The organism is Paenibacillus sp. FSL R10-2734, from assembly GCF_037963865.1.
Classification (GTDB): Bacteria; Bacillota; Bacilli; order Paenibacillales; family Paenibacillaceae; genus Paenibacillus_AQ.
In genome coordinates this window covers 1,338,741-1,351,249 of record NZ_CP150170.1, presented here as the reverse complement: position 1 = coordinate 1,351,249, position 12,509 = coordinate 1,338,741, and the positions used below count along the sequence as shown (strand labels likewise).

Here is a 12,509-nt window from a genome sequence, read left to right as displayed (position 1 = left end):
GGGTTACACCTCCCTTGCAGCTGCTTTAGCAGCTTTATGCTTTTGTTTTTGTATTTTTTTAAGTTTCAAAGCATCACGATCACGCATCAGATAGAACATTAACCCAGCCAGTACAGCTGAAATCAAGAACATAATCATACTCGCCGCTGCAGCGCGATTATACATATAACTGCCCTTAAATGCTTGCCCGTAGATAAACATAGATGTGGTTAACGTGGAATCATCCGGTCCGCCCGCAAGGAATAATTGCGGAATATCGAACATGGTCAAGCCACCCACCATCGAGGTAATCAGTGTGAACAGCATAATTGTACGCAGACTCGGCAGTGTAATGCGGAAAAAGGTTTGGAATCCGTTAGCACCATCAATGGATGCGGACTCGAAGAGTGCAGGATTGATACCCATAACGCCAGCGATCAGGACAATCATCGTGTTGCCGTACCACATCCAGAACTGAATGAACGATACGATCCCCCGCGCTGTCGTCTTATCCTGTAAGAAAAAGATCGGAGCGTCGGTCCATCCTAGCATTTGAAACAAACTGTTTATAGGACCCATTGGATAAGCAAATAAAGAGCCAAAGAGTACGGCAATCGTACTTGCAGTGATGATATTAGGCATATAGAGCAAGATCTTGAACAAACCCTGCCCCTTTATGTTAAGACGCTTATTCGTGAACCATGCAGTCAGTAAGAGCGCGAGTAGCATCTGGGGAACAAAGTTAGTAATCCATAGTAATCCAGTGTTAATCAAGGACTTTCGAAATGAAGGATTATCAAAAAGAAGATCTTTAAAGTTTTGAAAAGGATTATCTAAAATGTGAATCGGTTTTGGAATTAGTCCCTTCATATCAGTGAAGCCGATAACTGCAGTGTATAAAATCGGATACAGTGAAAAAATCAGAAATGCAATAACAAACGGAAAGGTAAAAATATAACCGAATCTAGAATAGCTAACATGTTTGCGGCGCATGCACTCACCTCATTCGTTGATATAAAAGGGCGGGATTGCTCGCCCGCCCCTTCGACTTCTACTTATTCGCTTTCAATACCGAGCTGATCCTTAACTTGTTGCTTGAACGTTTCCATTGCTTTAGCTCGGTCCTTGTTACCTGCGGTGTATTCACGTACTTGATCGCGCCAGAGCTTGTTGATTGTTTCGTCATATTGCGTCAGGTTCTTACCTGATGCATTAGCATTCGCCGGAACAAAGACGTCGAACATGTTCTGTCCACCAAGTAACGGTACTTCACCGTTTGACTTAGACATTACTACGGAGGAGGCAACGCTGTCCTTCGTGCCTTGTTCGCCTGCCTTCATCGTGCCGTTAGCCCAGAAATATTGAAGTCCAGTTTCAGAGGTATCGAGTGTAACCCACTTCATAAAGTCAGCTACAGCTTGTTTCTTAGCATCATCTTTAGTTACTTGTTGGTTCGCAAGGAGCCAAGTACCGCCCCAGAAGAATCCAGTTGGAGGCTCAGTAACAGCCCAATCACCATTTGTATCCTTCACTTGACCGTTCATCACGTAGTTGATGAGCCAAGCTGGGCCGAAGAAACCGAAGATCGGTTGTGCACCAGCACCGGACATATCCGCGTACCATGCTTCTGTCCAATCCGTTGTATCGTTGTGATAGCCATTGTCTTTCAGCTTTTTGGAGAGATCCAGGAACGCTTCACGCTTCGGATCAATATGAAGCTTGCCGTCAACAATCCAACCTTTGTCAGAACTGTTCTCGATCGGGTGCCAGATATCGCCGTCGCCGGATACGATGCCGTAGCCTTTAGCTTTCAGCTTTGCTGCTGCATCATAGAATTTATCCCAACCTGGTCCTACTTCGGTTTTGATCTTAGCTGGATCATCTGTTCCAAAAACATCCTTAGCGATCGAACGGCGATAGATAAAAGAGCCACCTGTTGCTTGATAACCAAGCGCTTTCAATTTGCCATCCAAACTACCGATATCCACTGAATATTGTGCGATTCCAGCATCCTTAACCATTTGATCATCAAGACCAAGGTCAGCATAGTTAGCAGCATAGCTGGATGCGTCTCCTTGGGTATACTTGAGCACAAACGCCGATTCAGCGGCATATATATCTGGGGCATCTTTACCACCAGCGGATAGAGCCTGATCAAGAGCTGGCTGATAAGCGCCATCTGTAGTTGCAATAACTGTAGTTTTGAATTCCACATTTACCTCGGGATGAACTTCCAAATACTTCTTGGTCATGTTAGGAATTTCGTCCGTAAAGCTCCAAAGATTGATGGTGACTTTCTCGCCAGTTCCTTTGGTTGGAGCTTCGGCAGCGTTAGCTGCTGGTGCAGGAGTTGCGCTTGGGCTAGATGAGTTTGAGTTTGAATTTGAGTTCCCACCACATGCTGCTAGAGCAGATGTCATCACGAGCAATGTAGAGATCCCTACTAAACCACGTTTCATATTTTTCATACTTTGCCTCCCCTTTTTTGTAAAGCCTCGGTTTTTTGTAACCGCATACATAATTATAGATCGTATATTCTTTGAGCATAAGGACACCCTCTTTAGGAAAACTTCCACTATTTTTAGGTTCAGCTTTTTGCATATCAAAAAAAGACACCAAGGAATTTTTTCACCTTGGTGTCTTCATAATCGGTTGATTATTATGGATTTTATTTATTCGCTTTGAGCGCATCATCCTGTTTCTTGATGAACTCTTCTGGCGTGACCGCTTCGCCGAATAAGGCCTGAATCTGATTCATGTGTATCGTAGAAGCGACCGGTTTCATTTGTGTATCCAGATAAAGAGTTACTTTATTAGCCTTATTTAACTCGTTTAATAGATCAATGAACATTTGCGGTAGCTTGATAGCCGCAGTATCTACTTTGGTAGCTGGGATGACACCTGCATTAACAACAGAATGCTCTCCCCACTTCTGAACGAAAAAGCTGACGAATTTTTTTGCCTCGCCAGTATGCTTGGAATTTTTGGAAATGAACAATCCAGTCCCCGGACCGCCCACCCAATCATCCACGTTGCCTTTGCCGCCTTCAACTGTCGGGAACTTAAAATAACCGATGTTGACTTTAAATTCCTGGGCTATATTCGTAGTGGTCGTGAAATCCGGCAGCTCCCAAGTTCCTGTAACGAACATGGCTGACTTTCCGTTCATGAACTGTACCTTGGCTTCATCATTGGATAATCCGTTGTAACCTTTGATGAATGTGTTCATGTTTACCAGCTCTTGCACTTGTCTTGCAGCCTCTAGCAAGGAAGGGTCTGTGAAGTTCTGATCCGCAACAGCTTTATCCATCAGGTTGGGACCCCCAATACGATCAGCTAGATACATGTACCAGAAGGAAGCCGGCCAACCATCCTTGCCTCCAAGAGTAACGGGTGTTATGCCATTGTTATTCAGTGTTCGAATGATCGCTTTGAGATCATCCAAGGTTTGGGGAGGCTGCAGATTGAATTCTGAAAAAATTTCTTTATTATAATAGACCGGGACTATGTTTAGTTCGACAGGAAGAGCATACGTCTTCCCATCAAAGGAGTACCCCTCCGTCGTACCGGCTACGAATTTTCCTTTCAACTCGTCCTGTAAAAGATCGTCCACGGCTGCAAACTTATTTCCCCTAACATAAGGATCCATAAAGCCTGCTGCCCAGGTGAATCCGATGTCTGGTAGATCGTTAGATGCGGCAAGCACCTTCAGTTTGCTTTTATACTGCTCATTTTCAAGAACTTCCGTCTTGATGGTAATATTCGGATTAGCTTCTTCAAACTCCCTGATGATTTCTTTTACCATTTTGTTTTGCGCGGAGTTATTGCTATCCGGCCATAGATGCATCATTTTTAAAGTGATTTTCTCGCCATCGCTCTTGGTGCTATTCCCTTTGTCCCCATTGCAAGCTGTTGTTATCAACAACAATGTTAAGAAAAGGGTGCTGTATAAACCGATTCTTTTCGTAGATATTCCCCCCTAGCCGAGCCATTATTGGATATTTGCTTCTATACCATTCCTCATGGAAGAACGATACTGCCCTGGACTCATTCCTTCGTACTCCTTGAACAGCTTATTGAAATATTTAACAGTCTGATAACCGGTAAGGCTTGCAATTTCCGCTATGGGCAGATTCGTTTTCAGCAGCAATTCCTTTGCTTTCTGCATTTTTCTGCGGGCGACGTATTCGCTGAAATTCATCTGGCATTGCTCCTTGAAAAGGGAACTGAAATAACTCCCGTTCAGATGTACCACCTCTGCGACTTCCTGCAGACTGATCGCCTCCGCTATGTGCATCTCCACATAGTGTATCGCCTGGCGGACCGGATCGCACAATGAAGCTTCCTCATCTCTTACGGCCATTAATTGTGGATCAGCCATCTTCCGCATGAAGCCGATATGTTCCTGCTCTTCCCCTGCCTTCAGTGCACCCTCCACAGATGCGATCAGCTTTTCCCGGCTAGCTGGCTTGAGCAAATATTCCACTACAGACAACTGAATCGCTTGCTGAGCATACTCAAACTCGGCATGACCGGAGATGAGAATGACGGAGGGCTGCCGCTGTATCTTTTTATCCCTTATTTGGCTAACTAAAGAAAGACCGCTAATTCCCGGCATGCGGATGTCCGATATCATAAGCTCTACCGGTGTCTCCTCCAGAATTTCCATAGCGGAGATCGCATTGCTTGCTGTAAGGATCTCATATTGACCGGCTGCCCACACCTCTAGCATTTTCTTCATTCCTTCTCTCGATCTCGGTTCATCGTCGACAATAAGAATCGTTCGGCTTCTCATGGCGTTTTGTCTCCTTGGACAGGAATTTTGATGTTTATACGGGTGCCTTTACCCTTCTGGCTATCGATGGTCATTACTGCACTCTGCTCGTTCTTTCCGGAAAAAAACAGTTGAAGCCTTCTATGCACATTGGCTAATCCGACGCCGGAATCTTTTGAAGAAGACACCTTCCCGCTCTCCAGCCCTTCCACAAGGGAGCGCAGCATCTCTTCGTCCATTCCCATCCCGTCGTCTTCCACCGTAATGGTGATCCATTCTCCGTCTCCAGCGACCGTTAGCTTTATCCTTCCCGGTTCAATCTTGCTCTCGACCCCATGCAATACAGCATTTTCCACGAGTGGCTGGAGTAACAGTCGAGGTAACTCCACATTTGAAAATTCAGAAGGAGCCTCGATTTCCCACTCCAAGCGATCTTCAAATCGCATCTTCATAATAAGCAAATATCGCTTCACATGCTCCAGCTCATCCTGTAACTTCACCCATCCCCCTTTACTCGATCCGGTGATCGTATAGCGGAATAAATCAGACATGGCGACAACATACTCAGCCAGTTGATCTTCATCCCTATCCAGCAGCGACCAGTACAAAACATCTAGGGTATTAAACAAAAAATGCGGATTAATTTGCGCTTGAAGTGCCTTCAACTCCGTATGACTACGGGATAACTCCTTCTCATAAACCAACTGGATCAGCTCGTTGATATTATCAACCATTTTGTTATAGGAATAATTCAGTTCCTGAATTTCCATAGTGGACGATACGTTTTCGATAGGCTTCAGAATGCCTAGACGGGTACTTCTCATAGCTTTAATCAACCTGAACACAGGTCTGGTAATAAGTATAGACAGGAAAAACGAAAGCAAGGTGAACAGTAAGGTACCCATCAAAGCCGATACGACGATGGTCGTCCGCAAGACCGATATCCCCTTGGTGATGACGTTAACCGGGGTTAAGATGAGCAGCGTCCATCCTGTCACGGAAGATCGCTGTTTGACGACGATAAAGGACCGCTTGCCGATCGAAACGTTCTGATTGTCGGATTCCTCCACCAGCTTTGCTGCAGTCTTTTGTGAAATCGTGTCATCATTAGACGTGATGAACTGGCCATCAGGAGCGAGGAGCAATACTGTTTCTCCATCCCCCTCCCCGGATAAGGAGTCTTTAAGCGCAAACTTGTCACGGTCTGAACGGATGAGTAAATACCCTCCTGTCGTGAAATGCCGATCGATAAGACTAATCTGTCGAATCGCCACAAGCGAAGTTGAATCGAGTGGATCGATGCCGAACCAGACTAGACCTCCTTCCTTCCTCGTCGCCATTTCAATCCAATCCTCGGGTACCTTATCTCTCAGGGTGCTACCGTCGAGAGGATACAGCCTCACTCCGTCTTTATTGTAAAGCTCAACAGATTTAATGCCATCCGTGTAGATTTGGACCAGATTGATAATGGATGGCAGCGCTTGCCGTTCCGTAAAGGTAGCAGAATGACCCTCTATATCTCGTAAAAGCAGTTGCTGGATATAATCATTGGTCGATACCAGCGTCGTCAGAGAATTAATCTGTTCGAGAACGCTTTCCAAACGACCGTTAGCCTGAATCGCGGTTTGCTGAATATGCTTTTCCGCGTTGTTCTTAAGTAGCGTCGAAACCGAATGGAACGTAATCCCTCCAACGAACGTCAGAATGATGAGCATGACGGCGAGAAAACCGAGCAACATTTGATTTCGCAGCGTATTTAACTTTAACATCGATAGTATCCGCCGCATGCAGTCTCTTCCTCTCTTCGTCATATGAGCATGAAACAATCGTCCCTATCCGAAAAAAAGTACGGGCTTTCAACCTTTTCAGTCATTATATTAGCATGTTTGCTAATGATCCGCTAAGAAAGTATTGTAAATTCGCCAAAAATAACTAATATCCTCGCCCCTAGTAACGACGGGCGAGGCCATTAGTTATAATTTGATTTACTATATTCTAATCACTCTCAATTAGCAGCTTCATAGGTACGCCTTTGTCCATTCATTAAGCAAATGGTAACGTAATAAGATCTCGCTTCGGCGATTGTGTTAGCACGATCCCCGGACCGTTCTGAACGAGAATATCATCCTCAATCCGCACACCACCTAAGCCAGGAATATAGATACCAGGCTCTATCGTTTGAATGTTATTCTCCTCAAAACGCACTTCGGATTTCCCGCTAATGAACGGCGCTTCGTGAATGTCCAGACCAATACTGTGACCCGCGCCATGATTGAAGTAATCATTCATATTGCGATCACGAATTGGACGGCGAATAATCTCATCCAACTCCTTGCTCATCATGCCCGCACGAATGCCTTCTAGCCCTTTCATCTCCGCTTCCAATACCAGATAATATATATCTTCTAAGCGCGGATCTACACTACCAACGGCAATGGTGCGCGTCATGTCAGAAGCATAACCTCGATACGTAGCACCGAAATCAAATGTAATGATATCACCTAGCTCAATAATTTTATCGCTTGCTTCACCATGCGGGTACGAGGAACGTATGCCAGAAGCTACGATCGTTGGGAAGGATGTCCCTTCAGAGCCAATCTTCTTCATATAATATTCCATCTCATTCGCTACTTCCTTCTCACTCACACCTGGACGAACGAAATTTAGAATATGAAAGAACGTCTTATCAATAATCTTGACCGCTTCGATCGTATGAGCAATCTCTTGCTCATCCTTCACAGCACGGAATTGCTCAACAAATCCACTAATCGGCTTCGCCTCGATATTCACACCTTCGATGAATGCAGCTGCATCCAAATAATTCATCTGATCACCTTCGAAATACACAGTACCAGCGCCGCTGTCATTCACACGATTAATAGCTTCTGCCATTAATCCATCGGTCCAGCGAACAATCTCAATTTCTGCTGGAAGCTCAGTTTTCGCTTGCTCTGTGTAGCGACCGTCCGTAATGAAGAGTACGTTATTTTTCAATACCAGCAATACAGAATCCTCGCCCGTAAAGTTAGTTAGATAGCGAACATTCTTCACATTTGTTACATAGAAAGCTTCCATACCTTGCTCAGCCATTTTGTTCATCAAATTATTTAATCGTTTCATTTGATTAGCTCCTTTACATACATATGATAGTGTTCATCGTCTAAAAGGTGGACAGGCATAAACTTAAGTGTGTCTTCGTATTGATAACATTTGCTTCCGGACAATTTCTTCATTTTTTGATTCACATTCTCCTGATTCACATCCAGCTCCAAGTAATCTTTCTGATCCGATAGCGCTGCTAGCAAATATGGACCATAGTAAATCGCGAAGATCGAAGAATCATCTGGAGTTGCTACTACCCGGAAGGCTGCTTCGAATGTAACGGAAATCTCTCCTTCTATAGCAGGCAATTCATAGAATCCATCCAATAGCTTTACCTCGACACTACCCTTTGCATCTGCAAAAGTAAGCTGAGTGCTCCAGGCCGGCTTTCTTACTTTCACTACTCTGCCCGCAAGCTGCTGCACACGAATTGTTGCTGTCTCTGGCTCTGCTTCATCAGCAAGTACCTCGCATTGAATCCCGGTTCCAGTATCATTCAGCTTGGCTGAGGCGAAGAAGTTGATATATAACGATGTATCATCATAGCTATATAGCAATTCACCATATTTGAAGTGATTCTCCATCCCTGTGCCATGACAGCAGGAGTTCTCCACTTCGAAGAAGCGCTGTGCTCCCGGCTGAGATGCCATGAAATATGTGCTCTCACCGCCGCAATCATGATCTGGAGTCGCAAGAATATGATTGAGCATTGTCTGTTCATAGTAATCTAGGTAACGCGGATTCGTATCATAGCTATACAACATTTTGGTCAGCTTCAACATATTGTAGGATGCACAGGTTTCCGCTGTATTTTTGCTAATATGATTCGCAATATGGTCTGGGTACTGGAACATTTCTCCGTCGCCTGTTCCTCCCATCGCATAGATGTGACTTTCGGTAACGACATCCCAGAAAAATTTCGAAATCTGATAATATTCATCTTCCTTGCTTGCTTCGTACATTTTCATCGTACCGACAATTTGCGGAATATGCTGATTTGCGTGCAAGCCACCAATGGCATCGATCTTCTGCTTCATCGGGAAGAATAAGCGATCATTATCGAACATCTTCGCGGCTGCCAGATGCTCTGATTTCTGTGTATACAAGTACAACTCTGCTAGAGCATCATTCATCCCGCCATATTCCCCAGCGATATACATCGCCCACATTTGAGTCCGATGTTTATGTGTGAGACGATTCAGACGATTGTATGTCCAATCGCCCAATTTATCAGCAATATTCAGCGCTTTCTCCAGACCTGCCAAGCTATAGCTGTCCAAAAGACCCGCGAAAATTTTATGCAAGGTGTAATAAGGTGCCCAAATCTCCGGATACGGCCTGTACTGCTCCAAAAGATCAAATTGCTCTTCTGAATAACCACTTATGAATCCATATTGGAATTCAGGCTGAGCTTCGAATGCAAGCTGAACCTTGTCCAATTTATCAATCATATACGTTAGCTTGCTTAGGATTTGTGCATTCCCCGTGCTCTGATAAGCCAACGCTAAGGCAGACAAATAGTGACCTGTCGTATGCCCGCGTAATAAGGAATCGGGAGAATCCCAACCGATCATTTCAGGAGCATCTTGTGTATCAATTCCTGAAGCTTTTCTGAAATTATAGAGCATCTGGTCATCATTAACACTTAACAGAAATTGTAGTCGTTGATCTTGTGCCTGTTTCATTGAAGAATCTGTTGTTAGGCGGATAGCGGATAGCGGGAAATAGCTCATCTGAACGGGCCGCTCCTTGATGCGTTTCACCTGTTCCTTTATATGAATATCTGCCGTCAACTGATAATCTGTGCCTTGAATGACCCCAATTGCCGTCTTGCTACCTGTTTCATGGAAGACAAGTGGCTGCTCATCGGACCACTCCACGCGGTGGGATACATTATTGCCCTCCTGTGTTCTAACTGCAATATCGCTTGGTAAATAAAACGGCGTGCCGACCTTTTCCTCCAAGACTACCGGGAAAATATGCGCTACTTGAATATCATTTGGCGCTTCCAGAATGCGAACATCATACACCTTATCTTGTTGTGCGTCGCGGTAGCTAAACGTCGCTGTCAATTTCACAACACGATTACCCCGTCCATATGGAGGACGGTTTACAACACCTTCGCCATTGATCCAACGATCATCCGCGGATTTCCATGCAATCTTGGAGCCATTCTTCCCTTCCGTTGGCAGCGTTAGATCGAACTCTACCGTTTTGAGGTTTCCGAGATACATTGCAGCAATATCTTCTTCCAGGATCTCGAATGCTTTTGTTAGATTCGTTGTCAAACCGTTCACGCCTTTCCCATAACAGATGAAATTGATTTATTTTTTCACGTAGAGATGATATTTCTCATGATTGACCTGGGCTAACGGCTTGAATGTCCAATCTCCCGCCTTGAAGTTCAACTTACCTTCTTCCTTAATGAAGCTACTCTTCAAATTTGCGGCGACACTGCCTAATTGCAAGTACTCCCGCTCCTCATGAATCGCGGCAAGGATATAAGGCCCATAGGCTACAGAGCAAATTTCAGAGATATCCGGCGTTTCCTCCAATCGCAATTCCGCTGCAAATTTCACAGACACCATATCACCTGCTTTCAGTGACTCCGAGATCACGATATATCCTTGATCTTCCTTTAATGCTGTAGTGATGCCATTGATCTGGATCGTCGGTTCACCTTGACTCCAGTATGGATGACGTATTTTCAATGTACGATCAAGTTGCTGTACAAGAACCTTAACCAGCTCCGGCTGGTTCTCATCAAACTGCACCTCAACATCCAGTCCTGTTGCTTTATCCTTCAAGTGCGCAGGTACGAATAAGTTAACCAGCAAGTCCTCTTGGTTATAAAAGAAAATCGCTTCTGTATATTTGAAATGGTTCTCTAACCCCGTTCCGTGACAGCAAGAGTTCTCGACATCAAAACCCTTCTCCGCACCCGGCGCAGCAGCCATGAAATACGTAGATCCACCGATCTCTTCATGGTCCGTCGTCGCTAGGATATGGTTCAGCATTGTACGTTCATAGTAGTCCATTTTCGCTACGGATGGCTCATATAGATATAATTCCTTTGTCAGCTTTAGCATGTTGTAGGATGCGCAGGTTTCGGCAGTATGGTCATCGATTTTCGTCCCAATCGCATGAGGCTGTTGGAACATCTCTCCATCACCGGTACCACCAATCGAATAGATATGCGCATTCGTCACCGATGTCCAGAAAAAATCGCTAATTTGATAATACTTCTCTTGGGCGCTAGCTTCATAGATTTTCATCGCCCCAATCACTTGAGGGATATGCTGGTTCGCATGTAATGCACCTAGTGCATCCACCTTCTGCTCCATTGGGAAGAACAATCGGTCATTATCGAACAGCTTCGCAGCTGCTAAATGCGCCGGATTTCTCGTAAAGATATACAGCTGTGCCAGTGATTCATTCATACCACCGAACTCACCTGCAATGTACATTCCCCACATGTTTTTCAATTGCTCCTGTGGCAATCGACTCAGGCGATTGTATGTCCAATCTCCAAGCTTGTCCGCCATCATCAATGCGGTGTCATTTCCAGCCCATTGGTAGCAATCTAGCAGCCCTGCGAAGATTTTATGCAAGGTATAATAGGGTGCCCAGATTTCTGGATACGGTGTATATGTCTCCAATAGATCGAACTGCTCCTCAGAATAACCGCTAATAAATCCATAGGCATAATTCTGATCTGCTTCAAAAGCCAGCTGGACCTTGTTCAGCTCTTCAATCATATAATTCAGCTTTGATAGAATTGTCTCATCGCCAGTAGCGGCATAGCACAATGCTAATGCAGACAAATAGTGTCCGGTCGTATGTCCCTTCAGCTTGGAATCGGGTGAATCCCAACCGATCATTTCTGGGGCCCCCATCGTATCAAGCCCTGCGGCTTCACGGAAGTTATAGAGCATCTGTCCATCATCCACGGTCAACAGGAAGTTCAAGCGACGATCTTGTGCAGTCTTAAGCATGGATTGCCCAGTTAATCGAACGCTTCCTAGCGGGAAAGAATCTGCTTGTTTATCTCGCTGATTATTGATGTCGACTTTTTCCACAATGTTCACTTCAGCCTCAAAGGTATACTCCGTATCTTTGATATGACCTCGTACACAATACGACCCCAGTTCATCGAATTGTACCGTGTTCCCTTCATCCCAAGTTACCGTATGCGCGAGAATATCCCCTGTTATTGTCTTGATAGATACGACTTGCGGTAGATGGAAGGCTTCTCCGGCAGTCCGTACGAGCTTAATTGGATAAATCCAATCCACTTCAATGTTGTTTTCCTCTTCCAGAACGTTAACATTGTATACCTTTGATATGCTCGACGCACCATAGGTGAACGTAGCTGTTAAAGGAATAATTCGATCACCTTTGCCATAAGACGGACGTGTCACTTTTCCTTCTGGCGTAATAAATCGCTCATCCTTGGGCGCCCAAGAAATCGTTGAACCATATTTCCCTTTGGTCGGTAAGTTCAGGTCGAATTCAACCGTTTTTAAGTTTCCTAAGTACAGTGCTTCAATATCTTTTTCTACCACTTCTACATCATTGATTGGGACAGACATTTACTACACTCCTTTGACTACCTGTTATTATGAGCAATCATACCCAAAAACTTCTTTACTGT

Annotated in this window: 8 protein-coding genes; all 8 read right to left on the bottom strand. The window is 44.7% G+C overall.

All coding sequences use genetic code 11. The features are described 5' to 3' along the window. Positions 1-3: 3 nt before the first annotated feature. Positions 4-972 (bottom strand): sugar ABC transporter permease, encoded by a 969-nt coding sequence (locus tag NSS67_RS06130; RefSeq protein WP_339318744.1) that lies wholly within the window; start codon positions 970-972, stop codon positions 4-6. Positions 973-1,034: 62 nt separating this feature from the next. Continuing rightward, positions 1,035-2,447 (bottom strand): carbohydrate ABC transporter substrate-binding protein, encoded by a 1,413-nt coding sequence (locus NSS67_RS06125; protein ID WP_339318743.1) that lies wholly within the window; start codon positions 2,445-2,447, stop codon positions 1,035-1,037. 200 nt (positions 2,448-2,647) lie between these two features. Continuing rightward, positions 2,648-3,904 (bottom strand): extracellular solute-binding protein, encoded by a 1,257-nt coding sequence (locus NSS67_RS06120; RefSeq protein WP_339318742.1) that lies wholly within the window; start codon positions 3,902-3,904, stop codon positions 2,648-2,650. Positions 3,905-3,970: 66 nt separating this feature from the next. Beyond that, entirely contained in the window at positions 3,971-4,774 is an 804-nt protein-coding gene (locus NSS67_RS06115) for a response regulator (RefSeq protein WP_339318741.1), read from the bottom strand. After that, complete coding sequence (locus NSS67_RS06110) at positions 4,771-6,540, bottom strand: sensor histidine kinase (RefSeq protein WP_339318740.1); 1,770 nt, start codon at positions 6,538-6,540, stop codon at positions 4,771-4,773. The genes NSS67_RS06115 and NSS67_RS06110 overlap by 4 nt, the downstream gene beginning before the upstream one ends. A 256-nt stretch (positions 6,541-6,796) precedes the next feature. Next, complete coding sequence (locus tag NSS67_RS06105) at positions 6,797-7,873, bottom strand: aminopeptidase P family protein (protein ID WP_339318739.1); 1,077 nt, start codon at positions 7,871-7,873, stop codon at positions 6,797-6,799. Further along, positions 7,870-10,152, bottom strand: coding sequence for a beta-L-arabinofuranosidase domain-containing protein (locus NSS67_RS06100; protein WP_339318738.1), 2,283 nt, complete (start codon positions 10,150-10,152; stop codon positions 7,870-7,872). The genes NSS67_RS06105 and NSS67_RS06100 overlap by 4 nt, the downstream gene beginning before the upstream one ends. Before the next feature lie 27 nt (positions 10,153-10,179). Continuing rightward, on the bottom strand, positions 10,180-12,447 hold the full coding sequence (locus NSS67_RS06095; protein WP_339318737.1) for a beta-L-arabinofuranosidase domain-containing protein: 2,268 nt from the start codon (positions 12,445-12,447) through the stop codon (positions 10,180-10,182). Positions 12,448-12,509: the final 62 nt, after the last annotated feature.

What these genes read in the sequence shown, in the direction of transcription:
- NSS67_RS06130 (WP_339318744.1), bottom strand. Translation starts at nt 972, where the DNA reads ATGCGCCGCAAACATGTTAGCTATTCTAGATTCGGTTATATTTTTACC.
- NSS67_RS06125 (WP_339318743.1), bottom strand. Translation starts at nt 2,447, where the DNA reads ATGAAAAATATGAAACGTGGTTTAGTAGGGATCTCTACATTGCTCGTG.
- NSS67_RS06115 (WP_339318741.1), bottom strand. Translation starts at nt 4,774, where the DNA reads ATGAGAAGCCGAACGATTCTTATTGTCGACGATGAACCGAGATCGAGA.
- NSS67_RS06095 (WP_339318737.1), bottom strand. Translation starts at nt 12,447, where the DNA reads ATGTCTGTCCCAATCAATGATGTAGAAGTGGTAGAAAAAGATATTGAA.
- NSS67_RS06110 (WP_339318740.1), bottom strand. Translation starts at nt 6,540, where the DNA reads ATGCGGCGGATACTATCGATGTTAAAGTTAAATACGCTGCGAAATCAA.
- NSS67_RS06105 (WP_339318739.1), bottom strand. Translation starts at nt 7,873, where the DNA reads ATGAAACGATTAAATAATTTGATGAACAAAATGGCTGAGCAAGGTATG.